Consider the following 22,982-nt stretch of genomic DNA (forward strand, 5'->3'; position numbering starts at 1 on the left):
CGGTTTCGGGGTTCCCGCACCCGCCTTGGGGCCCGCGCTTACGCGGGCCCTTCGTGCATCTGTCGAGCGGTCGGGGACCAGCACCAGGAGTGGTAGACCTGCGGCTGCACCCAGGACCACAGCCGTTCGTTCGTCGCCGCTTCGCGCGGGTCGACCGGGCTCTGCATTCGGCGGAACAGGAACATCAGCAGGTCGGCGGCCTGGACCAGCCGGGACGCGTGGCTCGGCGCGAAGTGCAGCGTGTCGACGATCCGGGTGAGCCGGCGGGAGCGATAGCCGCCAGTGCCGTCGACCCGGTAGCGGGTCAGGTCGGCCCGGTGCCGCGCCGGGTGGTCGACCTCGTCCGCGATCACCAGGGCCAACTCCTCCTCGCGGGCGGCGTAGGCGTCGACGCGCTCCAGGACGTGCGACAGCACGACCTCGTGCGCGGGCTTGGGAGTCGGGTACCGCTCGGCGAGGCCGTGCCGGTCGACGCCGCGCAGGATGACCGTGACGTCGTGGGCGCCGATGGCCTTGAGCGCCGCGTTGTAGACCGCGATCCGGAGCCGGGGCGGAACCTGTTCAGCGGCTGAGGCAACGACCAATCTCGCGGCTCAGGCCGCTGCGGGCGCGCCTTGTGGTGGGAATGCCTTGTGCTCGGTGTAGGGCTGTCCGTTGGCCAGGCAGTGGTGCAGTTGGGATAGGAAGCGGTTGAACAGGTTACGCAGGGCGGCGGCGTGGCGGTCGCCGGAGTGGCGGCGGCGGTCGTAGTGGGCGCGTACGGCGTCGGACTTGGTGAGCGCGGCGAAGGTCCAGAGGTAGCCGGTCGCGGCGAGGCGTTGGGTTTTGACTCGGCGGTGCATGACGATGTGGCTCTTGCCGGAGGTGCGGGTGACCGGTGCGGAGCCGGCGTAGGCGCGCAGGGCTCGGGCGTCGGCGAACCGGGTTCGGTCATCGCCGATCTCGGCGAGGACACGGGCGGCGGTCAGCCCGCCGAGGCCGGGGAAGCTGGTCAGGATGGCGGCGTCGGGGTGGTCGACGAATGCCTGATCGGTGGCCTCGTTGAGCTGCTCGGCGGCCTTGCAGGCAGCATCGAGCTGAAGGAGCAGGGCGCGGGCCTGGTGGCCGAACGCGGTTTCGACCGTGGCCGGTTGGCGCAACTGTTCGGCGCCGAAGATGCCCAGGAGCCGTTCGGCCCATGCCTCGATCCCGCGTTGGCGACCTGCATCCTTGAGCAGGGCGCACAGCTCGGGCTTGGTTAGCGCGGCGGCCTGGCCTGGGGTGGGTGCGGCAGCGAGGACTGTGCGGGCCTCGATGCTGGTCAGTCCGATGTGCTTGCGGTGGAACGCCTCCAGCGCGGCGGGGAAGAACTCCCGCAGGGGCTGTCCGCCGGGGCGTGTCCACGGCCGGGTTCTGTCCCTGGGAGATAGTCCACCGAGATCAGCTTGAGGAGAGTCCGGGGCCGGAGCGGTCGGGGTTCATGTGCCGAGCCGGTAACTCCCAGGTACCGGAAGCGGCGCGGCAGCACCTTCCCTGACCTGGCCCACTCCCTACCTGGCGGGTTCGGGCTCGGCGGCCGGCGCGGGCCCGCGAGTTGCCGCCGTGGCGGACGCCGCCGACGCTGGCGGTGGCGCGGCGGTGGTGGTGGAGGGGAACGCGGTGGCCGCCACTGCGGCGGCGGTCGCTGCGTCACTAGCCGGTGCGGGCTCGCGCGCCTTGGTGTAGACGTAGTGCTGGATGACGGCGCGGAGTTCGTCGACCAGGTCGTTACCGTCGACGGCCAGGGCGGCCAGCCGGGCCGGGGCGTTGACGAGTTGCGCTGTGATGGCCGGGCCGAAGACCTCCGCGAAGCTGGCAGGATTGCCGGCCTGCGCGGCGGCGCCGAGGTCGGAGTCTTCGCACAGGCGGGTGGTGGCCTGGTTGAGCCAGGCCCGCTCGTCGCGGGTGAGCGCTGCCGCGAGCGTCGGTACCCGGGCCTTGATCTCGTCGTCGGTGAGCACGACCGTCGGTGTCGCGGCCGGGTCCGGGTCGGACCGGTCAGCGCTGGCGGGGGCCGGCCCGGCGCCGGCCGCCGGCGGCGGGGTGGCTCGGATGGTGTCGTGGACGGCGTGGCGGGCGGCGTTGAACATGCTCGCGCGCCAGTCGGCGTCGTCGCACTTGAGGAAGATCGCCACGGACAGGCTCGGCTGGTCCGGGTCGCCGAGCATGGCGGTGAGCGCCTTGTCGAAGGTGCCGGCGAACGCGGCGACGTCGTCGTGCTGGCGGGCGGCGGCTTGGGCTCGTTGACGTGAACGGTGTCGACGCCGGGGACGTCGACCTCCTGGGTCTGCTCCCAGGCCATCCCCGCCTGCGGCTGGCCCGGCTCACGGCGGCGCAGGATCAGCAGGTCGGTGACGACCTTGGTGCCGGCCGCGTCCTCGTGCGCGCCGCTTGGCAGCCGCACCGCCGACACCAGGTCCGCCAGCGCGGCCATCTCCCGCCGGGCGGCCGGGTTCGCGGCGTCCATCGTGTAGCGGGAGGTCAGCGCCACGACCAGCCCACCGGGCCTGGTCAGGTGCAAACTCTTGATCAGGAAGTGGTTGTGGATCGAGTGCTTGCCCGGGTTGTGCCGCCGGTCGGCCAGCGCGAAGCTGCCGAACGGCACGTTGCTGATCGTCAGGTCGAACGTGGCGGCCGGCGCGCGGGTGTCCGCGAAACGACTCGGTGCGGATGGTGGCGTGCGGGTAGAGCGCGGCGGCGATCCCGGCCGTGACCGGCTCCACCTCCACCCCGGTCAGCCGGGCGCCGTCGGGCGCCAGACCGATGAACGTGCCCGACCCGCAGCCGGGTTCCAGCACGTCACCGCCGGCGAACCCGAGGCCGCGGACCGCGTCCCAGATGGCCCGGACGTACGCCGCGGCGGTGTAGTGCGCGTTCAACGTGTTGCGCTCGGCCGCCGCGTACTCCCGCTCGTCGAGCAACTGCCGGAGCTGCTCCCGGGCCGCCTCGAACCGGGCGTGGTCGCGGTGGTCGGCGCGGCCCTCGAACACCCCGGGCACCGCTCCCCAACCCGACCAGCGGGCCAGCACCGCCTGCTCCTCGACGGTCGCCGGCCGGTCCTCGGCCTGGAGCGTGCGCAGGGTACGCAGCGCCGCCAGGTTCGCATTGAGCCGGGCCACCTCACCCCGGGGCGCCAGGTCCTCCTGCCCCCGGGGCACGAACGACGGCTGCCAACGGCTCGGCGATCTCGTCCGGCTGCCCGTGCAGCATGGCGCGGACCGACTGGGCGGCGACCTCCCGGCCCGCCGCCGTGGTGAAGGTGCCGGCGGCCCAGTCCACCCGGCCGGTGACCACGACCTCGACCAGCGGCCAGGTGTCCGCACCGTCCGGGGTGATGGCCAACACCGGCCCGGGACGGTCCGGGTGCCGGGTCACCGCCGGATCGAGCACATGGAAGGCCCGCGCCGCAGACCGCCGCCCGTCGGCGCTGCCGTCCTCGTCGACGACCACGGCGACGCCGGCCGCCGGATCCGCCTGCGCGGTGAGCGCCGCGACCTGCGGCCCGGTCAGGGCCGGCCCGCACGCGGCCACCGCCAGCGGCGCACCGTCGCCACGCTCGGCCAGCGCGATCGCCTCCACCGCAGACCGGGCTACCACCGACCGGCCGGCCCGGTCGGGCTGCTCGGCGAGCCCGAACAGCACCTCAGTTGAACACGTGCGTGAGCAGCCAGGTCACCAGGCTCGGGTCGAGCTTGGCCAGGGCGACCGGGGACTCGTGCTCGGCACTCGGCATGGCGGGCACGTTACGAGACGGGTACGACACTCCAGGTGATGTGCGCGGACGGCCCGGTCGGGTTCGGGTGCCGGCGGCCGTTCAGCGGTTGCGGCCGGCGGTGGCTCCGGCGGCGCTGGTCTGCTCGACGGCGCGTTCCAGCGCCCGGTAGACCTGACCGAACCGCAGCGCGTCGCCGGTGCTGAGCAGCCGGACCGGCCTGCCGCGCCACTGCGCCCAGATCTCCAGCCGGTGCGCGCCGCGGGTGTAGGTGCGGTCGACGTGCTCCAGCAGGAAATCGGCGACCGGGGCGGCGGCGAGCCCGACCAGGACGGAGGCGCCGACGATCGCGATGGTGGCGGTGACCGAGGTGTGCAGGCGTACCGCGATCAGGATGCCGACCGCGGCGGCGAGCAGCGGGCCGGCGAGCCCGGCCAGCAGCGCGCCCCGGCCGGCGAGGGTGCCCCACGACCGGGCGCCCCGGACGTGCCAGACCCGGGCCACCTCGACCAGCGGGTAGGCCCGGCCGTCCACCCGGATCGCCTCCGAGGTGATCCGGATCGTGCGGTCGTCGTAGTACGTGGTCATCGCCGTTCCACCTCGGCCGGTCGGACCTGCTCAGGGTATCCGTAAACGTACCCCGCCGGGGTCGTCGGGAATCCACACCGACCTGCCGGGCCTGCACGAACGCCCGTTAGGGTGAGCCTCGCGACTTCGACGTGGAGGTGGGCTGTGGGCGACTTCGTCCGGGTGGAGACCAACGAGGGCATCGGCACGATTTGGCTGGAGCGACCGCCGATGAACGCCCTGAACACCCAGCTACAGGAGGAGTTGCGCGCCGCCGCCGCCGCGGTCTCCGCCGATCCCGGCGTCCGCGCGGTCATCCTGTACGGCGGGGAGAAGGTCTTCGCGGCCGGCGCGGACATCAAGGAGATGGCCGACATGTCGTACGTCGACATGGCGCAGCGGGCCGCCGACCTCTCCAGCGCGCTCGGCGCGCTCGCCCGGATCCCGAAGCCGGTGGTCGCGGCGATCACCGGATACGCCCTCGGCGGCGGCTGTGAACTCGCGCTGGCCTGTGACTGGCGGGTGGTCGCCGAGGACGCGAAACTCGGCCAGCCGGAGATCAAGCTCGGCATCATCCCCGGTGCCGGTGGCACCCAGCGGCTCGCCCGACTGGTCGGACCGGCCCGGGCCAAGGATCTGATCATGTCCGGGCGGATGGTCGACGCCGCCGAGGCGCTCCGGATCGGCCTCGCCGACCGGGTGGTCCCGGCCGGCCAGGTGTACGCCGAGGCGGTGGCCCTGGTCCGGCCGTACCTGACCGGGCCGGCCCAGGCGTTGCGGGCGGCGAAGCTGGCCGTCGACGGCGGGTCGGAGATGGACCTCGCCTCCGGACTGGCCTGGGAGAGCCAGCTCTTCGCCGCGCTCTTCGCCACCGACGACCGGCGGGAGGGGATGGCCGCCTTCGTCGAGAAGCGCCGTCCCGACTTCACCGGCCGGTGACGTCGTCCCGGGAAGGCTCGGCGCGACACCGTCCGGGACAGGTGAGTGTCACTCACGCTCTATCCGACTGGCCGGTAACCTCGCAGGGACCACGGCGGACGAGCGGCAGATTCGGCAGACCCGGCAGGCTGGCAGGTTCGGCAGACCGGGCAGATCCGGCAGGCTGGCAGACCCGGCAGACCGGCACACCTCAGGAGCGGCGATGACGGAACGGATCGAAGGACACGGCGGCGACCTGGCCCTGGCGGCCCTGCGGGCGTACGGGGTGCGGGAGATGTTCACCCTCTCCGGCGGGCACGTCTTCCCGCTGTACGACGCGGCGCACCGTACCGACTTTCCGATCTACGACGTCCGGCACGAGCAGTCGGCGGTCTTCGCCGCCGAGGCGGTCGCCAAGTTGCAGCGCCGGCCGGGGCTGGCCGTCCTCACCGCCGGGCCCGGGGTCACCAACGGGATCTCCGGGCTGACCAGTGCGTATTTCAACGCCTCTCCGGTGCTGGTGCTCGGCGGTCGCGCCCCGGCCTTCCGGTGGGGGGCGGGCAGCCTCCAGGAGATCGACCACGTGCCGCTGGTCGCACCGGTCACCAAGCACGCCGGCACGGTCTGGTCGACCGACGACGTGCCGGGTGCGGTCGCCGGGGCGCTGACCGCCGCGCTGACCCCGCACCGGGGCCCGGCCTTCCTGGACCTGCCGCTGGAGGTGATCTTCTCCACGGGTGACGTCGAGCCGCCGGCCGGGCCGGAGATCACGCCGCTCGAACCGGACCCGGACGACGTGGCGAAGGCGGTCGGGCTGATCGCCGGAGCCGAACGCCCGGTGATCATCGCCGGTTCCGACGTGTACGCCGGAAACGCCGTCGAGGCGCTGCGGGCCGCCGCCGAGGCGCTCCGGGTACCCGTCTTCACCAACGGGATGGGCCGGGGCGCCCTGCCGCCCGGCCATCCGCTCGGCTTCGCCAAGGCCCGCCGGGCGGCGCTCGGCGGCGCCGACCTGGTCGTGGTGGTCGGCACCCCGCTGGACTTCCGGCTCGGGTTCGGCGACTTCGGCGACGCCACCGTGGTGCACGTGGTGGACGCGCCGAGCCAGCGGGCCGGGCACGTCGAGCCGGCCGTCAGCCCGGCCGGCGACCTGCGGCTGATCCTTACCGCCTTCGCCGACCACTCCGGCGAACGGGCCGACCACGAGTCGTGGATCGACGGGCTGCGTACCGCCGAGGAGGCCGCCCGGGCCAAGGACGCGGCGGCGATGGCGGCGGAGAGCGACCCGATCAAGCCGGCCCGGGTCTACGGCGAGTTGCGCCGGGTCCTCGCCCCGGACGCGGTCACCATCGGCGACGGCGGCGACTTCGTCTCGTACGCCGGGCGCTACCTGGAACCCGCCCAGCCCGGCACCTGGCTCGACCCCGGCCCGTACGGCTGCCTCGGCACCGGCATGGGCTACGCGATGGGGGCCCGGGTCAGCTACCCGGACCGGCAGATCTGCGTGCTGATGGGCGACGGTGCGGCCGGCTTCTCGCTGATGGACGTCGAGTCGCTGGTCCGGCAGAAGCTGCCCGTGGTGATCGTGGTCGGCAACAACGGCATCTGGGGCCTGGAGAAGCACCCGATGCGCGGCATGTACGGCTACGACGTCGCCGCCGACCTCCAGCCCGAGCTGCGCTACGACCAGGTGGTGACCGCGCTCGGCGGTGCCGGTGAGACGGTGGCGAAGGCCGCCGACCTCGGGCCGGCCCTGGAACGGGCCTTCGACTCCGGCGTGCCGTACCTGGTCAACGTGCTGACCGACCCCGCCGACGCCTACCCGCGCTCGTCCAACCTCGCCTGACCCTGCGGGAACGGTCCGTGGATACCGGCTGATCCGTGGGTACCGGCTAACCGGCGGTCCGCCGACGGTCGACAGGTCGCTGGCTGGGGTCGACCCACCAGTCGGCCGGCCCGAACGGTGGCGCGGGCGGCTCGGCCCCGTCTACTCGGCCCGCCAGGTCGGGCCGGCGGGCCGGGTCCGGTTGCGCGGACGGCCCGGCGACCGCGGGTCCGGCCACCACGGTCAGCTCGGTGACCTGCAACGGCGGATGCCCGCCCCGCTCCGCCCGGTCGTCGGATGCCCGGCCCGCGTTTCGGCCCGTTGCCACGCCGGGGCGGTCCGGGTCGCGGGCACCGAGCAGCGGCAGCAGCAGTACGCCGAGGACGTACGGGGCCGCCATGTAACGGGCGGCCTGCGCGTTGTTGACGGCAAGTACCGAGAGCTGGTTGCCGAGGCTGAGCGCGGCCAGCCCCAGCAGGGCCGGGTTGCGCCGACGCCAGGCCAGCAGCCCGACCGTCAGGTACGCCAGATAGGCCCAGGTGGCGCCCCGCCACAGCAACCACTCGGGCTGGCCGACCCGGCTGGCGAGCAGGTCCGCCACCTCAGCGGTCCGTTCGCCGAGTGGCCGGCTGTACGCGACGGCGAGCACCTCCGGCCGCTGGAATCTCGGATCACGTTCGAGGTAGATCGGCAGCGCCCAGGCGGTCGGGTTGGCCCGCAACCCGCCGGCCGGAGTGGGCCGCCAGGCGATCGAGCCCCGGCACAGCCGGGCGTCCAGCACGGTCTGCGGAGACCTGCGGACCAGCCGCCACCAGGCGGACAGCAGTTCGTCGGTGTGCGCGGCGGCCGCCGCACGGTCGAAGTCCGGGTGGTAGACGGTGGAGTCGACGGTGTAGCAGTCCGCCGACTGCCGCCAGTGGGCCGGTGGCGCCAGCCTCGTCAGCAGGGCCAGGTCGGCGGCGGAGAACTCGGCCGGGTGCTTGGCGTACCCGACCGCCAGGTCGGCGATCATCGCCTCGTAGGCCACGATGGACTCGCTGTCGCGTACCCCGAGGGCCGGTAGCAGGGCCCAGTTGGTCAGCAGGGCGACCGTGCCGGCCAGTACCCCGGCGAGCAGCAGCCGGATCACCGCCCCGCGCCGCAGCAGCAGGGCCAGCAGCACGGTGACGATCGCGACCACCACGAAGCCGTTCTGCCGGAACAGGCAGACCAGGGTCAGCTCGGCGACCAGGGCGGCGAGCAGGTCCCGGGGGAGCCGGCGTCGCCGGTCCGGCCGTACCTCGACGGGACCGTTCCTGGCCTCCCACCGGCCGCCGGCGGCGTGCGGGCGGCGGTGGGCCAGCAGCCGGGCCACCGTGCCGAGCAGCAGGACGTGGCAGACGACGAACGGCACGTCCTTCCAGACGCAGACCGCGAACGTGCCGACCGGGGGCAGCGCGACGACCACCACCGCCGCGGTGGTCCAGCCCCAGGCCGGGCCGCCGAGCCGGAGCAGGCCGGTGACCGCGTACGCCAATCCGGCCGCCAGGGCGGTGGTCTGGGCCAGGGTCAGCGCACCGATCCCGCCGGTGAGCTCCACCGACAGCCAGACCAGGGCGGTGTAGCTGATCGGATGGTGGGTGTTCCAGTTGCCGGTGGTGGCCTGCCAGACGTGGTCGAGCGAGTCCGGGCTGAACAACCCGGGATAGCGGGCGGCCCACCAGAACAGCAGGACCGCCTGGGCCAGCCCGAAGGTCAGCACACCGAGGCTCACCGATCGCCCCCGTGGCCAACCCCGCCCCCGGGGCCGGCGGCCGGCGGGTTCCGCCGACGCGTCCGCCGGGCATGCCGGTCCGGCCACCACCCCGTGTGCCATTCCTGTCGTCCTTCGCCCCGGGCGCGCGACCGCGCCGACCAGCGGTGCGAGGGTGGTGGCACCGGTTTCGGCCATGCTACGACCGCCGCCGCGCACAGGTCCCGGGAACAGCGGACTCCACACCGCCCCGCGCCGGCCGGTTGCCCTCCGCGCCGGCCCGTCGGTCGAGTGGAACGGTCGCGTCATCGGCCATGTCAGCGGGATGTCAGCGCGCGGCGGCCGGTGTCAGCCCCGGCTCAGCGCCGTTGGGCAGGGTGGGTGCACGACGAGAACCGACGGGAGAACATCCATGGATTACGCCATCCGGGCCGACGGGCTGGTCAGACGCTTCGGCGAGACCACCGCGCTGGCCGGAGTGGATCTGGCGGTGCGGTCCGGCACCGTCTTCGGGCTGCTCGGCCCGAACGGGGCCGGCAAGACCACCGCGGTACGAATCCTCGCCACCCTGCTCCGACCCGACGCCGGTGCCGCCACCGTCGGCGGGTACGACGTACTCGGTCAGGCGCACCAGGTGCGCCAGATGATCGGACTGACCGGTCAGTACGCGTCGGTCGACGAGACGCTCACCGGTGCCGAGAACCTGCTGCTGATCGGCCGGCTGCTCGGGCTTTCCCGGGCCGACGCCCGGCACCGCGCCCGGCGGCTGCTGGCCGAGTTCCACCTCTCCGACGCGGCGGACCGGGCGGCGAAGACGTACTCCGGCGGGATGCGGCGGCGGTTGGACCTGGCCGCGAGCCTGGTCGGCCGACCCCGGGTGCTCTTCCTCGACGAACCCACCACCGGGCTGGACCCGCGCAGCCGTACCGAACTCTGGGGCATCGTCCGGGACCTGGTCGGTTCGGGGGTGACCGTGCTGCTCACCACGCAGTACCTGGAGGAGGCGGACCAACTCGCCGACGAGATCGCGGTGATCGACCACGGCCGGGTGATCGCCCAGGGCTCGTCGGAGGAGTTGAAGGCGAAGGTCGGCGGGCAGGCGCTGGTGGTCCGCCCGGCCGAGCCCGCCGACCTGGCGGTGGTGGTCGGCGTGCTGCGGGAGGTGGCGGGTGCCGAGCCGGAGCGCAACCAGCAGACCGTGACCGTGCCGGTCAGCGACGGGGACGTGCTGCCCGTGGTGGTGCGCCGGCTCGACGAGGCCGGGGTCACCGTCGCCGAACTCGCGCTGCGCGGTGCGAGCCTGGACGAGGTGTTCCTGTCGCTGACCGGGCACCGGGCCGAGGACACCGAGGACGGGACCGAGCGGGCGGAGGTACCGGCGTGACGACGTTCGACGCCCCGCTGCCGGTGCCGACCGGGCGGGTCGGCCCGCTGGCGGGAATCCGGCACACCATGACCCTCGCCTGGCGCAGCCTGGTGCAGATCAAGCACAACCCGATGGAACTGCTCGACCTGAGCATCCAGCCGCTGATGTTCGTACTGCTCTTCACCTACGTCTTCGGCGGCGCGATCGCCGACAGCCCGGTCGACTACCTGCGCTTCATGCTGCCCGGCATCATGGTGCAGAACGCGCTCTTCGCGACCATGACCACCGGGTTCGGGCTGAACACCGACCTGACCAAGGGTGTCTTCGACCGGCTGCGTTCGCTGCCGATCGCCCGTTGGGCGCCGCTGGCCGGCCGGATCGTCGCCGACACGGTCAAGCAGGCCTGGTCGATAGCGCTGCTGCTCGGCGTCGGGATGGTGCTCGGCTTCCGCATCGGCACCGGCCCGCTCGGGGTACTCGGCGCGTTCGCGCTGCTGCTGGCCTTCTCACTGGCCGCCGCCTGGATCTCGGTGCTGGTCGGGGTGTTGGCCAGTGAGCCGGACAAGGTGCAGATCTTCGGTTTCACGTTGCTCTTCCCGCTGACCTTCACCAGCAACGTCTTCGTGCCGACCGAGAGCATGCCCGGTTGGCTACAGGCCTGGGTGAAGGTGAACCCGGTCTCCACGCTGGCCGACGCGCTACGTGGGCTGCTGGTCTCCGGTCCGGAGTCGGGGCCGATCGTCACCTCGCTGATCTGGGCGGTCGGTATCGCGGCGGTCTTCGCCCCGCTCGCCGTCCGGGCGGTCATCCGGCGGACCTGAGCCGTGGCCGGGAACGGCCTGCCGGACCAGGTCGGGCAGGTCGGGCAGGGCGGTAGGCACGGTGACGGCCTGCCGGACCAGGTCGGGCAGGGCGGTAGGCACGGTGACCGCCTGCCGGCCCTGCCCGAACGCGGCCGCGAAGCCCGCCGCGCCGAGCGCGTCCCGGACGGCCGCCTCGAGCTGTCCCGCGCTCAGCAGCGAATGGTCCGGTCCGCCCCGTACCCGGTCCGCCGCGCCGAGCAGCCGGGCCGCCTCGACCGGGCTGCCGAGCCGCAGTGCCAGGTCGGCGAAGCCCGCCAGCACGCCGGCGAGCACCGGGGCATCCTGGAACTCCAGCGCGAAGCCGAGCGCCCGCTCGTGGTGGTGCCGGGCGCCGGGGAGGTCGCCGAGCGCGGCGGTCACCGCCCCGGACGAGGAGGCGAGCATCGCCCGCCACTGCGGCGACATCGTCCGCGTGGTGACCAGTCCGGCGACCTGGTCGAGCCGCTGTCGGGCGCCGACCAGGTCGCCCCGGCTGCGCAGGATCTCGGCGTACTCGTGGGCGACCGCCGCCCGGCACTCGTCCGCGCCGATCCGCTCGGCCTGCTGCTCGGCGTCGGCCAGCAGCTCGAGGGCCTGGTCCTGCCGGTCGAGCAGCCACAGCTCGCGGGCCAGCCGGACCTGCATCACCGGCAGGTCCTCGGCGGCGCCCACCAGGCGGATCAGCTCCAGCGCCGCCGACTGGAAGCCGGCGGCCCGGCCGTGCTCGCCGTCCTGACCGGCCAGCTCGGCGAGTGCCCAGAGCGCGTACGCGGCCCCCCACCGGTCGCCGACCGACCGGAACCCCTCCAACGCGGCCGTCATGCCGGCCTCGGCGGCACCGATCGATCCGCCGCTGTTGATTTCCGAGTAGGCGTGGAACATCCGGGCGGTCGCCCGCACCCACGGGTCGGGGTCATCGAACCGGGTAGCCAGCACCTCGAACGCGGGCTTGGAGCGGTGCGACTCGAACATCACCGACATCGGTTCGACCAGCCGCAGCAGCGGTCGGGCAGCTTCGTGCCCCTGGGCGGTCCGGGCCGCCCTGGCCAGCCATTCGCCGCTCTCGGCGACGCTGCCGTCGACGGCGCGCAGGTTCATCCCGGTCAGCATCTCGGCGGTGGCCACCTCCGGCGGCGGCAGCCGGTCGATCCCGGGCAGGGACATCGCCAGCAGGGCCAGTTCGACACCTTCGACCCGCAGGCCGCGCATCCACCAGTACCAGCCGAGGGCGGCGACGAGTCCGACGGCGGTACCGGTGGATCGGGTGCCGATCGCCCAGCGCAGCGCGGCGTGCAGGTTGTCGTGCTCGGCGACCAGCCAGCCGAGCCAGCGGAGCTGGTCGGCACCGCGCAGTTCGGCGTCGGCGAGCCGGGCGACCGCGAGGAAGTCCTCGGCGTGCACCCGCCGCATCCGGTCCACCTCACCGGCCTCGGCCAGCCGGTGCAGCCCGTACTCCCGAATGGTCTCCAGCATCCGGTAGCGCGGCTCGCCGTCGCCGCTGACCACTACCAGCGACTTGTCGACAAGCGCGGAGAGCCGGTCGAACACCTCGGCGCGGTCGAGCGCGCCAGCACGCCGCTCGCGGTGCCGCACCGCGCCGTCCGGAGCGCAGATCCGCTCGATCGCGTCCAAGGTCGCGCCGCCACTGAACACCGCCAACCGCCGCCAGAGTGTCCGCTCGGCGTCGTCGAGCAGCTCCCAACTCCAGTCGAACACGGCGCGCAGGGTCTGGTGCCGGGGCAGCGCGGTACGACTGCCGTTCGTGAGCAGCCGGAACCGGTCGTCCAGCCGGGCAGCGACCTGGCCGGCGGTCATGTTGCGCAGCCGGGCGGCGGCCAGCTCGATGGCGAGCGGCATGCCGTCCAGCGACCGGCAGATCCGGGTCACCGCGGCGACGGTGTCGTCGTCCACGGAGAAGTCCGGGCGTACCGCGCCGGCCCGGTCGGCGAGCAGCCGGACCGCCGGGTAGCGGATCGCCTCCGCCGGTTCGGCGCCCGGGGGCGGCAGCGGCAGCGGTTCGACCGGGCAGAGCGTCTCGCCGGTGATGCCGAGCGGCTCCCGGCTGGTGGCCAGCACCCGCAGTTCCGGGCAGGCGCCGAGCAGCCGGTCGGCGACGCGGGCGGCCGCCTCGACGACGTGTTCGCAGTTGTCCAGCAGGAGCAGCATCCGCCGCGAGCCGATCGCCCCGGCCAGCCGGCTGACCGGGTCCGCCGTCCCGGCGTCGGGGTTCCGGTTGCGGGCGGCCAGCATGCCCTGTTCGCGCAGCCCGAGCACCTGGAGGATGGTCTGGGCCACCTCGGCGCCGTCGGTCACCGGGGCGAGTTCGACAAGCCATCCGGGGTAGCGGTCCCGGCTGGACAGGGTACGGGCCGACTCGACGGCCAGCCGGGTCTTGCCGGCGCCGCCGGGGCCGGTGAGGGTGACAAGCCGGCATCCGGAGAGCAGCTCGGTGACCCGGGTGATGTCCAGGCGCCGACCGACGAAACTGGTCAACGGGGTCGGCAGGTTGCCGGTCGGGCGGACCGTCGGCGTCCGGCCGTCGATCGAAGGCGGGCCGACCTTCGGCGTCCGGCCACCGGTCGACGGGTTCGCCGCCCCGGCGACCAGCTCCGCTCCCCGGAGCAGATCGAGGTGCAGTGCGGCGAGTTCCGGGGCGGGCTCGGTGCCGAGGGTCTCCGCCAGGGTGCGCCGCAGTCGGGCGTACGCGGCCAGCGCCTCGGCGGACCGGCCGGTGGCTCGGAGCGCCCGGATGAGTTGCCCGGTGAAGCGTTCCCGGAGCGGGTGGGCCTCGACCAGGGCTCGCAGTTCGGGTACCAGTGCGGCGGCCTCCCCGGCGGCGAGCCGGGCGTCGGTCCGTTCCTCGGCGGCGGTCAGCCGCAACTCGTCGAGCCGGGCCGCCGGTCCCCGGGCGAAGCCGGCCCGCGCCACGTCGGCCAGTGCGGGTCCGCGCCACAGGCCGAGGGCGTCGGCGAGTACCGCTGCCGCGCCGGACGGGTCGGAGTGGAGCAGGGCGCGTCCGGCGCAGACCAGTCGTTCGAATTCGCGTACGTCCACCGACGTCGGTGCGAGTGCCAGTCGGTAGCCGGTCGGGTGCGACTCGACCGGCAGGTCCGGTACGGCTCGCCGGAGCCGGGAGACCAGGGCCTGCAACGCGTTCGCGGTACCTGCCGGTGGCTCGCCCTCCCACAGCCCGTCGGTCAGTCGACCGGTGTCGACGACCCGGTCGGCGTCGAGGGCGAGCAGGATCAGCAGCCGGCGCAACCGGGCACCACTGACCGGTACCGGTGCCCCGGTGCCGCTGGTGACCTCCAGCGGCCCGAGCATGGCGATCCGCACGCCGTCGATTGTGCCCGGCACGCTCCCGGCGGTCCGGCAGGGTCCCAGCGCGGTCCGGCACGGCCGTCTCCCCGGCGGGTCCGCCGGAACGGTGAGGCGACCGCCTCTCGGGACGTCAGGCCTCCGGCTTGTCCTCTTCGCGGGGCGGCTCGCCGTTGCCGCGGCGCAGGTCGTCCTCCCGGCGGCGGAGGTCCTGCTCCCAGCGGTCCAGCAGCTCGCGGTCCCGCTTCGACTGCTCGTCGTTCAGGGAGCGGAGGAACTCCGGGTCGTCGTCGGGGGCCAGCGGCTGTGGCCGGTCCCGACCGGCGCTCGGCCGACCGGCGGCGCTCGGCCGACCGGCGGCGCTCGGCCGACCGGCGGCGCCCGGCCGGTCGGGGCGGACCGGCCGTCCGGCCACGAACCAGGCGATCGAGCCGACCAGCGGGAAGAACAGGATGATCAGGACCCAGGCGAACCGGGGGAGGGCGCGGATCTCGTCTTCCTCGGCCGAGAGGCAGCTGATCAGCGCGACGGCGGCCAGGATGAGCTGTCCGATGGCGAGGAGCGCGTAGAGGCGGACCATCCCGCCATGATGACGTACCCGATCCCGCTCAGCGCACCGGTGCCAGCAGCAGGAGCAGGCCGAGTCCGGCGAAACCGGCGGTGACCAGGGCGGTCACCGCGAGTGCCCGGCCGGACCGGTTCCGCCGGCCGGCGAGCCGGGGGAGGGTCGCCAGCAGTACGCCGAGCCAGCCCAGCCCGGCCAGCGCGGCTACCAGTGCCCCGACGGTACCGCCGGAGAGGGCCAGCCGAACGGTGAGTACCGCGACCACGCCGGCCGCCAGTACGGTGCGCCGCCAGGCCAGCCGGGTCCGCTCGACGGCGAGCCCGGCGTCCCGTCCCGGCACCGGGTGTCCCGGCCCGGCCCGTCGTGGGCTCACGGGCTCCGGGCGGCCTGCACCAGCACCGCCACCACCAGGAGTACGACGCCGAGCCCGACAAGCAGGGCGAGTACGGCGGGGAACCGTGAGGCGGGCAGTTCCTCGCCGAGCCGGATCGCCCGCTCGGTGCGCGCCCAGTGGTCCACCGCGCGGATCGCCACCGTCCCGCCGAGCAGCAGCAGGGCCACGGCGAGCGCCTCGCGCAGGTGCGGGACCGGCATCGGCGGCAGGAACTGCGCCACGGCGAGCCCACCGGCGACCAGCGCCAGCCCGGTACGCAGCCAGGCCAGGAAGGTCCGCTCGTTGGCCAGCGAGAAGCGGTAGTCCGGCGTCTCGCCGACCTCCCGCAGCTCGCGCGGGTCGAACCACCGCCGGACGGCCTGGTACACGTTCGCCAGGTTATCGGGTGGACCTGGCCCGTAGCCTGGGCGGGTGAGTGATCTCGACGCCGATGTGCTGCGGTCCGCGTACGACAACCAGTTGCGGGCCCGCCCGCCGGAGCCGGTGCCGACCGGGGTGACGGTGGACCGGGACGGCCCGCTGCTGCGGATCCAGGGCCTGGACCGGGGCGGCTTCGTCACGTACCGGGATCTGGGCGGGCTGACCGGTGCGGCGCTGGACCAGCTGATCGTCCGGCAGCGGAACTTCTTCGCCGGGCTGGGCCAGCAGGTCGAGTGGAAGCTGCACGGCCACGACGAGCCGGCGGACCTGCCGGACCGGCTGCTGGCCGCCGGTTTCGTGCCGGAGGAGCGGGAGACCGTGGTGATCGGCCCGGTCGCGTCGCTGGCGGCCACCCTGCCGGTGCCGCCCGACGGGGTACGCCTGCGCGAGGTGACCGGCCGCCCGGACCTGGACCGGATCGCGGAGCTGAAGGCCCGGGTCTGGGGCGGTGCCGACGACGGGCGCTGGCTGGCCGACGGGCTGGAGCGGGAGCTGGCGGCCGGCGCGGGGCTGGACCAGCCGCCGCTGACGATCGTGCTGGCCGAGACCGACGACGAGCTGGTCAGCGCCGCCTGGATCCGGTTCGTGCCCGGCACCCGGTTCGGCACCCTGTGGGGCGGGGCGACCCTGCCGCACTGGCGCCGCCGGGGCATCTACCGGGCGCTGGTGGCCCACCGGGCCCGGCTGGCCGAGGCCCGGGGCTTCACCCTGTTGCAGGTGGACGCCTCGGACGACAGCCGGCCGATCCTCCAGCGGCTCGGCTTCGTCCCGGTCACCACGACCACGCCGTACGTCTACACTCCGACTCCGTGACGCAACCGCTGACCGAGGAGGAGCGGGCGACCCTGAAGGGTGCCGCCTTCGGCGCGGTCTTCCTGGTGTCGAACGCCGAGCCGGGCGCCCTCTCGATGATCAAGGAGAGTCTGGCCGCGTCGAACGCGTTCGCCGGCACCACCGGCCTGGTCCGGGAGTTGCTCACCACCGGTGCGCTGCCGCGCCTGCCGGGCGGGTCGCCGACCGAGGTGCCGGCGACGGTGCTGCCCGCGCTGCGCCGGTCGGTGGAGATCCTCCGTCGCAAGGCGCCCGGCGAGGTGGCCAGCTACCGGTCGGCGGTGCTGCGGGCCACCGAGGAGGTGGCCCGGGCGCACGCGGGGATCAGCCCGAGCGAGGCGGCGATGATGGCGACGGTACGGGAGGCGCTGGGCGCGGCCGACTGAGGCCGACCGCCGGTTGGCTGGCGGGCGTCGGGTGGGCTGCCGGGCGTCGGGGTGGGCTGGCGCGCGGGTCGGTGAGCCGGGTCACTCCGCCGGTGCCGGAAACACTAAGCTACTTGCGGGTAACCTTGACCGTAAGTAATGCCACACCCCGGCGCGTACCAGCGCTCCGGACTTCGGTTGACCGATCGTTAAGGAACGCGGGAGGCTGCTCCCGAGCAACCGGTGCCGATCGCCACGATCAGCGGGGATCGCCATTCACAGGAGGGTCGTCGAAGCGCGATGAACATCGTCGTACTCGTCAAGCAGGTGCCCGACTCGGGCGCGGACCGTAGCCTGCGCAGTGACGACAACACCGTCGACCGGGGGTCGGCAAACAACGTCATAAACGAGATGGACGAGTACGCCATCGAGGAGGCGTTGCGGATCAAGGAGGCGCACGGCGGCGAGGTGACCGTGCTGACCATGGGTCCGGAGAAGGCCGCCGAGTCGATCCGCAAGGCGCTGTCGATGGGCCCGGACAAGGCCGTGCACGTGCTCGACGACGCCCTGCACGGCTCCTGCGCCGTGGCCACCTCCAAGGTGCTCGCCGCCGCGCTCGGCCAGCTCGACGCCGACCTGGTGCTCTGCGGCGCCGAGTCGACCGACGGCCGGGTGCAGGTGATGCCGCACATGCTCGCCGAGCGGCTCGGCATCGCCGCGCTGACCGGCGCCCGCAAGCTGACCGTGGACGGCGGCAGCCTCACGGTGGAGCGGCAGACCGAGGAGGGTTACGAGGTGGTCACCGCCGCCACCCCGGCCGTGGTCTCGGTCTGGGACACCATCAACGAGCCCCGCTACCCCTCCTTCAAGGGCATCATGGCGGCCAAGAAGAAGCCGGTGCGGACGCTCGCCCTGGCCGACCTGGGCGTCGCCGCCGACGAGGTCGGCCTCGCCGGAGCCACCAGCACGGTGGTCGAGCACAGCCGCCGCCCGGAGCGCTCCGGCGGCGAGCGGATCACCGACGACGGCACCGGCGGCGCGCGGCTTGTCGAGTTCCTCGCCACCGAGAAGTTCGTCTGAGCGACGCGACAGGGAATCAGGAGGAGAAAGTCATGACCGAGGTTCTCGTCGTCGTCGAGGCGACCCGCGAGTTCGGCGTCAAGAAGGTGACCCTGGAGCTGCTCACGCTCGCCCGCGAGCTGGGCACCCCGGCCGCGGTGGTGCTCGGCGGTCCCGGCGCCGCCGCCGCGCTCGGCGACAGGCTGGGCGAGTACGGCGCGGCCAAGATCTACGCGGCCGAGCACGAGGAGATCGACGGCCATCTGGTGGCGCCGAAGGCGACAGTACTCGCCGAGCTGGTCCGCCGGGTGCAACCGGCCGCCGTACTGCTCGCATCCAGCCAGGAGGGCAAGGAGATCGCCGGTCGGCTGGCGGTCAAGCTGGACAACGGCCTGCTCACCGACGTGGTCGGACTGGCCGCCGACGGCACCGCCAGCCAGGTCGCCTTCGCCGGCTCGACGATCGTCACCTCGAAGGTGACCCGGGGCCTGCCGCTGGTGACCCTGCGCCCGAACTCGGTCACCCCGAGCCCCGCCCCTGCCACGCCCGCCGTCGAGCAGCTCGACGTGGCGCTCGGCGACGCCGACCGGCTGGCCCGGGTGGTCGACCGGGTGGCCGAGCAGAAGGGCAGCCGGCCGGAGCTGACCGAAGCCTCGGTGGTGGTCTCCGGCGGTCGCGGCGTCGGCAACGCCGACAACTTCAAGCTGGTCGAGGAGCTGGCCGACCTGCTCGGCGGTGCGGTCGGCGCCTCCCGGGCGGCCGTCGACTCGGGCTACTACCCGCACCAGTTCCAGGTGGGGCAGACCGGCAAGACCGTCTCGCCGCAGCTCTACGTGGCGCTCGGCATCTCCGGCGCGATCCAGCACCGGGCCGGGATGCAGACCTCGAAGACGATCGTCGCGGTGAACAAGGACGGCGAGGCGCCGATCTTCGAGCTGGCCGACTTCGGCGTGGTCGGTGACCTGTTCAAAATCGTGCCGCAGGCTGCCGAGGAGATCCGCAAGCGCCGTTAGCCGACCGGCAACGGCAGGTGTGACCTGCGATACCCGGCCGGGTCGCCTTCCGGGCGCCCGGCCGGGTTCCGTCGCTGGCCAGCGCCGGAATCGGCGGTAGCGGCGCCGGAGCCGGGCCGGCTCCGCCGGCCGACGGCCGGGCCGGCTCCGCCGGCCGACGGCCGGGCCGGTGACGGCGAACCCTGGCACTAGGCTGGACGTTGATGAACTACCTGGATCACGCGGCGACCACTCCGATGCTCGACGCGGCGTTGGAGGCGTACCTCGCGACCGCTCGCGAGGTCGGCAACCCGTCCTCCCTGCACGCCGCCGGACGGCACGCCCGGCGCCGGGTGGAGGAGTCCCGGGAGCGGATCGCCGCCGCCCTGGGTGCCCGGCCCTCCGAGGTGGTCTTCACCGGGGGCGGCACCGAGAGCGACAACCTCGCGGTCAAGGGCATCTTCTGGGCACGGCGGGCCGCCGCGCCGGGGCGGAACCGGGTGGTCGCCAGCGCCGTCGAGCACCACGCGGTGCTGGACTCGATCGAGTGGCTGGCCACCCGCGAGGGGGCGACCGCCGACTGGCTGCCGGTCGACCGGTCGGGTCGGCTCGACCCGGACCGGCTGGCCGCCGTTCTCGACGAGTACGGCGACGAGGTCGCCCTGGTGACCGCGATGTGGGCGAACAACGAGGTCGGTACGGTGCAACCGGTCGCCGCGCTCGCCGAGGTGGCCGCGTCGTACGGGATTCCGTTCCACTCCGACGCCGTGCAGGCGGTCGGTCAGGTGCCTGTCGACTTCGCCGCCAGCGGGGTGGCCGCGCTGACCCTGACCGGGCACAAACTCGGCGGGCCGGTCGGGGTGGGCGCGCTGCTGCTCGGCCGGGACGTCGGCTGCACCCCGGTGCTGCACGGCGGCGGGCAGGAGCGGGACGTCCGTTCCGGCACCCTGGACGCCGCCGGGATCGTCGCCTTCGCCGTCGCGGTCGAGACCGCGGTGAAGACCCAGCAGGAGTACGCGACCCGGGTCGCCGCGCTCCGGGACGACCTGGTGGCCCGGATCCGGCAGGCGGTGCCGGAGGCGCTCTACAACGGCGATCCGACCGACCGGCTGCCCGGCAACGCGCACTTCTCGTTCCCCGGCTGCGAGGGCGACGCCCTGCTGATGCTGCTGGACGCGCAGGGCATCGCCTGCTCGACCGGATCGGCCTGCTCGGCCGGGGTGGCCCAGCCCTCGCACGTGCTGCTGGCGATGGGCGCCGACGACGACCGGGCCCGGTCCTCGCTGCGGTTCTCGCTCGGGCACACCTCGACCGCCGCGGAGGTCGACGCGCTGGTCGCCGCGCTGCCCGCAGTGGTCGAGCGGGCCCGCCGGGCCGGCGCGGTCAAGTCCGCCCGGAGCTGACCGGAGGTTAGTCGTAAGGAAGGGCCCCCGCATATGCAAAAGGCGATAAGAAGGGGCCCCTCCTGACCGGCTACCCTCGTCAGGGTGAGGGTACTGGCAGCGATGTCCGGCGGGGTCGACTCTGCGGTCGCCGCCGCGCGGGCGGTGGAGGCGGGCCACGACGTCACCGGGGTGCATCTGGCGCTGGCGCGCAATCCGCAGACGTACCGGACCGGTGCCCGGGGCTGCTGCACCCTGGAGGACTCCCGGGACGCCCGGCGGGCGGCGGACGTACTCGGTATCCCGTTCTACGTGTGGGACCTGGCGGACCGGTTCCACGAAGACGTGGTGGAGACCTTTGTCGCCGAGTACGCGGCGGGGCGCACTCCGAATCCCTGCCTGCGGTGCAACGAGAAGATCAAGTTCGCTGCCGTACTGGACCGGGCGGTGGCGCTCGGCTTCGACGCGGTGGTCACCGGCCACCACGCCCGGCTCGGCCCGGACGGGCTGCTCCGGCGCAGTGTCGACCTGGCCAAGGACCAGTCGTACGTGCTCGGGGTGCTGACCCGGGAGCAGCTGGACCGGTCGATCTTCCCGCTCGGCGACTCGACCAAGGCGCAGGTGCGCGCCGAGGCGGCCCGGCGGGGGCTGGCGGTGGCCGACAAGCCCGACTCGCACGACATCTGTTTCGTCGCCGACGGTGACACCCGGGGCTTCCTCGCCGACCGGTTGGGTGAGGCCCCCGGTGACATCGTCGACGCCCGCACCGGTGCCGTGGTCGGCGCGCACAGCGGCGCGTACGCCTACACGGTCGGGCAGCGCAAGGGGCTGGCGCTCGGGGTGCCGGCCCCGGACGGCCGGCCCCGGTACGTGCTCTCGATCACGCCGAAGACCAACACCGTGACGGTGGGCCCGGCCGAGGCGCTGGAGGTCCGCACGGTCACCGGTGAACGTCCGGTGTGGACGGCCGGCCCGCCGCCGGTCGGCGCGTTCGACTGCGAGGTGCAGCTGCGGGCGCACGGCCAGGTGGTGCCGGCCACGGTCCGGCTGGACGGGCACCCGGGGCTGCGCGCCGAGCTGCGCGAGCCGGTCCGGGGTGTCGCGGCGGGGCAGGCGATCGTTGCCTACCGCCCCGACCCGGACGGCGACGTCGTGCTCGGCTCCGCCACCATCAGCGCCGCCAGCTGAGCCGCGCGGGTCACCGCCGCCGGCCGAGGCTGGTGCGTCGACACTGTCGCCGGCTGAGGCTGGCCGATCGGCGTCGCCAGCTCAGCCGCCCGTCAGCAGCGCCGCCGAGAAACCGTGTTCCGTCGGAGGCGAAGGGCTGCGCCGTGGTACGAATACCAGGGCGAACCGGGCAAGGCGGAGGAATTGACGGGGGAGCAGCGGGCGGAGCGGTCGGGACCGGAACGGCTGCTCCGGCAGAGTGCGCACTCCCGTCAGGCGTCGTTCCTCGAACTCTTCTTCGACCTCGCCTTCATCGTCTCGTTCGCGCTGCTCTCGACCCGGCTGGCCGGCGACCTCGACTGGCGCAACGCCGGCCAGACGGCGGTCCTGCTCGCCGCGATGTGGTGGATCTGGGTCGCCACCGCCTGGTCGACCGACTGGTACGACCCCAACCAGCCGCTGATCCGGGGGCTGGTGCTCGGCGTGATGTTCGTGGGTCTGCTGACCACCGCCGCCATCCCGGGGGCGTACGGCGAGCACGGGCTGATGTTCGCCGGGGCGTACGTCCTGGTGCACCTCGGTCGGGCCGCGCTGCTGCTGCCGGCGTTGCGCGGTCATCCGATCCAGCGGCGGAGCCTGCTGGTGGCGCTCTGGTTCATCGTCTCGGCGGTCCCCTGGATCGCCGGCGGCCTCGTCACCGGCACGGCTCGCCAGGTGCTCTGGCTGGTGGCGATCGGACTGGACTACTTCATCCCCTCGCTGGGCTGGCCGGTGCCCTGGCTCGGGCGGCTGCCACCGGCCCAGTTGCGGGTGGTCGGCGAGCACCTCTCCGAGCGCTACCGGCAGATCTTCATCATCGCGCTCGGCGAGATCATCCTGGTCACCGGCCTGACGTACGCGCGGGTGGGGATGGGGCTGGCCCAGACCGGGGCGGTCGCCGTGATCTTCGTCGAGGCCGGCCTGATGCTCTGGATCTACTTCGTACCGCTCAGCGGCTCGCTCGGCGGGGCGATCGAGCGCAACCAGCCCCGGGGCGGGGTCTTCGCGGCGTACGGTCACGCACTGCTGGTCGCCGGGGCGGTACTCACCGGCGTGGGTGCCGAGGTGATGCTCACCCATCCGCTCGACCCGGCACGCCCTTCCTGGTCGCTGGCGATCGTCGGCGGTACCGTGCTGTTCCTTTCCGGGCGGGCCCTGCTGGGCCGGCTGGTCTACGGGCATCCGGTATGGCGCGCCAGCACCGCGCTGGTGCTGCTGCTCGCCGCCACGCCCGGCCTGGTCCGGCTGCCGCCACTGGCGGTGGGAATGGTGAGCGCCGCGATCCTGCTCGCCGTCATCCTCGGCTACGCCTTCATCCCCGGTGGGCGGCGGGACGGCGACCCGGGCCGGGATAACCTGCCGGGGTGACCGATCAACAGCAGCCGGCGCGGGCCGACGAAGAGCGGCCGGTGCCGGCGGAGCGGGACGGCGGGGCTCGATGGCCCTGGCCGCGCGGGGCGGCGTCCGGCA

At 73.7% G+C, this 22,982-nt stretch carries 21 protein-coding genes and 1 pseudogene; 11 read left to right on the plus strand and 11 right to left on the minus strand.

The window, feature by feature from the left end:
* Positions 1–38: 38 nt before the first annotated feature.
* From O7626_RS05550 to O7626_RS05575, 6 genes are all read right to left on the minus strand, one after another.
* Positions 39–584, minus strand: a complete 546-nt coding sequence (locus O7626_RS05550; protein WP_278059897.1) for a DUF3800 domain-containing protein — start codon at positions 582–584, stop codon at positions 39–41.
* Positions 585–593: 9 nt separating this feature from the next.
* Complete coding sequence (locus O7626_RS05555; protein ID WP_278059899.1) at positions 594–1,139, minus strand: transposase; 546 nt, start codon at positions 1,137–1,139, stop codon at positions 594–596.
* Between the two features lie 390 nt (positions 1,140–1,529).
* Positions 1,530–2,186, minus strand: coding sequence for a hypothetical protein (locus O7626_RS05560; protein WP_278059901.1), 657 nt, complete (start codon positions 2,184–2,186; stop codon positions 1,530–1,532).
* Positions 2,187–2,342: 156 nt separating this feature from the next.
* Positions 2,343–3,176, minus strand: coding sequence for a hypothetical protein (locus O7626_RS05565; RefSeq protein ID WP_278059903.1), 834 nt, complete (start codon positions 3,174–3,176; stop codon positions 2,343–2,345).
* Positions 3,139–3,660 (minus strand): hypothetical protein, encoded by a 522-nt coding sequence (locus O7626_RS05570; RefSeq protein WP_278059905.1) that lies wholly within the window; start codon positions 3,658–3,660, stop codon positions 3,139–3,141. Before O7626_RS05570 ends, O7626_RS05565 begins: the two co-directional genes overlap by 38 nt.
* Positions 3,661–3,832: 172 nt before the next feature.
* The gene (locus O7626_RS05575; protein ID WP_278059907.1) at positions 3,833–4,318 is read right to left on the minus strand and encodes a DUF6232 family protein; all 486 of its coding nucleotides are present in this window, start codon (positions 4,316–4,318) and stop codon (positions 3,833–3,835) included.
* 144 nt (positions 4,319–4,462) lie between these two features.
* On the opposite strand from O7626_RS05575, the gene O7626_RS05580 reads away from it, so the two are divergent.
* Complete coding sequence (locus tag O7626_RS05580) at positions 4,463–5,236, plus strand: enoyl-CoA hydratase-related protein (RefSeq protein WP_278059909.1); 774 nt, start codon at positions 4,463–4,465, stop codon at positions 5,234–5,236.
* 202 nt (positions 5,237–5,438) lie between these two features.
* Positions 5,439–7,061 (plus strand): acetolactate synthase, encoded by a 1,623-nt coding sequence (locus O7626_RS05585; protein WP_278059911.1) that lies wholly within the window; start codon positions 5,439–5,441, stop codon positions 7,059–7,061.
* Positions 7,062–7,107: 46 nt separating this feature from the next.
* Here O7626_RS05585 and O7626_RS05590 read toward each other — a convergent pair whose 3' ends face one another.
* On the minus strand, positions 7,108–8,793 hold the full coding sequence (locus O7626_RS05590) for a DUF6020 family protein (protein WP_278059913.1): 1,686 nt from the start codon (positions 8,791–8,793) through the stop codon (positions 7,108–7,110).
* A gap of 391 nt (positions 8,794–9,184) precedes the next feature.
* Here O7626_RS05590 and O7626_RS05595 point away from each other — a divergent pair, with 391 nt between their 5' ends.
* Complete coding sequence (locus tag O7626_RS05595; RefSeq protein WP_278059915.1) at positions 9,185–10,156, plus strand: ATP-binding cassette domain-containing protein; 972 nt, start codon at positions 9,185–9,187, stop codon at positions 10,154–10,156.
* A gap of 68 nt (positions 10,157–10,224) precedes the next feature.
* A complete protein-coding gene (locus tag O7626_RS05600; RefSeq protein ID WP_278066062.1) occupies positions 10,225–10,959 on the plus strand; it encodes an ABC transporter permease in 735 nt (244 codons plus the stop codon).
* Positions 10,960–13,611: 2,652 nt separating this feature from the next.
* Here the strand turns inward: O7626_RS05600 and O7626_RS05605 are convergent.
* The 4 genes and pseudogenes from O7626_RS05605 to O7626_RS05620 form a co-directional block, all read right to left on the minus strand.
* Positions 13,612–14,304, minus strand: a pseudogene (locus O7626_RS05605) (AfsR/SARP family transcriptional regulator); the annotation flags it as partial.
* Between the two features lie 127 nt (positions 14,305–14,431).
* Complete coding sequence (locus O7626_RS05610; RefSeq protein ID WP_278059916.1) at positions 14,432–14,878, minus strand: PLDc N-terminal domain-containing protein; 447 nt, start codon at positions 14,876–14,878, stop codon at positions 14,432–14,434.
* Positions 14,879–14,906: 28 nt separating this feature from the next.
* Positions 14,907–15,203, minus strand: coding sequence for a DUF202 domain-containing protein (locus O7626_RS05615; RefSeq protein ID WP_278059918.1), 297 nt, complete (start codon positions 15,201–15,203; stop codon positions 14,907–14,909).
* 29 nt (positions 15,204–15,232) lie between these two features.
* A complete protein-coding gene (locus O7626_RS05620; RefSeq protein ID WP_278059920.1) occupies positions 15,233–15,625 on the minus strand; it encodes a DUF202 domain-containing protein in 393 nt (130 codons plus the stop codon).
* 43 nt (positions 15,626–15,668) lie between these two features.
* Between O7626_RS05620 and O7626_RS05625 the strand changes: the two genes are divergently transcribed.
* The 7 genes from O7626_RS05625 (at position 15,669) to O7626_RS05655 (ending at position 22,880) form a co-directional block, all read left to right on the plus strand.
* Positions 15,669–16,490 (plus strand): GNAT family N-acetyltransferase, encoded by an 822-nt coding sequence (locus O7626_RS05625; protein ID WP_278059923.1) that lies wholly within the window; start codon positions 15,669–15,671, stop codon positions 16,488–16,490.
* Positions 16,487–16,894 carry a hypothetical protein gene (locus O7626_RS05630; RefSeq protein ID WP_278059924.1) on the plus strand — a complete coding sequence of 136 codons (408 nt, stop codon included), beginning with the start codon at positions 16,487–16,489 and terminating at the stop codon, positions 16,892–16,894. The genes O7626_RS05625 and O7626_RS05630 overlap by 4 nt, the downstream gene beginning before the upstream one ends.
* 279 nt (positions 16,895–17,173) lie before the next feature.
* Complete coding sequence (locus O7626_RS05635; RefSeq protein WP_278059926.1) at positions 17,174–17,953, plus strand: electron transfer flavoprotein subunit beta/FixA family protein; 780 nt, start codon at positions 17,174–17,176, stop codon at positions 17,951–17,953.
* Between the two features lie 32 nt (positions 17,954–17,985).
* Positions 17,986–18,945 (plus strand): electron transfer flavoprotein subunit alpha/FixB family protein, encoded by a 960-nt coding sequence (locus O7626_RS05640; protein WP_278059928.1) that lies wholly within the window; start codon positions 17,986–17,988, stop codon positions 18,943–18,945.
* A gap of 203 nt (positions 18,946–19,148) precedes the next feature.
* Positions 19,149–20,327, plus strand: coding sequence for a cysteine desulfurase family protein (locus tag O7626_RS05645; RefSeq protein ID WP_278059930.1), 1,179 nt, complete (start codon positions 19,149–19,151; stop codon positions 20,325–20,327).
* 84 nt (positions 20,328–20,411) lie between these two features.
* A complete protein-coding gene (mnmA, locus tag O7626_RS05650) occupies positions 20,412–21,494 on the plus strand; it encodes a tRNA 2-thiouridine(34) synthase MnmA (protein WP_278059931.1) in 1,083 nt (360 codons plus the stop codon).
* Positions 21,495–21,677: 183 nt separating this feature from the next.
* Complete coding sequence (locus O7626_RS05655) at positions 21,678–22,880, plus strand: low temperature requirement protein A (RefSeq protein WP_278059933.1); 1,203 nt, start codon at positions 21,678–21,680, stop codon at positions 22,878–22,880.
* Positions 22,881–22,982: the final 102 nt, after the last annotated feature.

It is taken from the genome of Micromonospora sp. WMMD1102 (assembly GCF_029626265.1).
In the GTDB taxonomy this organism is placed as follows: domain Bacteria; phylum Actinomycetota; class Actinomycetes; order Mycobacteriales; family Micromonosporaceae; genus Plantactinospora.

Bases quoted from the DNA above. Each gene is read 5' to 3' on its own strand.
- O7626_RS05560 (WP_278059901.1), bottom strand. From the start codon at position 2,186: ATGCTCGGCGACCCGGACCAGCCGAGCCTGTCCGTGGCGATCTTCCTC.
- O7626_RS05600 (WP_278066062.1), top strand. From the start codon at position 10,225: ATGACCCTCGCCTGGCGCAGCCTGGTGCAGATCAAGCACAACCCGATG.
- O7626_RS05595 (WP_278059915.1), top strand. From the start codon at position 9,185: ATGGATTACGCCATCCGGGCCGACGGGCTGGTCAGACGCTTCGGCGAG.
- O7626_RS05585 (WP_278059911.1), top strand. From the start codon at position 5,439: ATGACGGAACGGATCGAAGGACACGGCGGCGACCTGGCCCTGGCGGCC.
- O7626_RS05640 (WP_278059928.1), top strand. From the start codon at position 17,986: ATGACCGAGGTTCTCGTCGTCGTCGAGGCGACCCGCGAGTTCGGCGTC.
- O7626_RS05645 (WP_278059930.1), top strand. From the start codon at position 19,149: ATGAACTACCTGGATCACGCGGCGACCACTCCGATGCTCGACGCGGCG.
- O7626_RS05575 (WP_278059907.1), bottom strand. From the start codon at position 4,318: ATGACCACGTACTACGACGACCGCACGATCCGGATCACCTCGGAGGCG.
- O7626_RS05635 (WP_278059926.1), top strand. From the start codon at position 17,174: ATGAACATCGTCGTACTCGTCAAGCAGGTGCCCGACTCGGGCGCGGAC.
- O7626_RS05610 (WP_278059916.1), bottom strand. From the start codon at position 14,878: ATGGTCCGCCTCTACGCGCTCCTCGCCATCGGACAGCTCATCCTGGCC.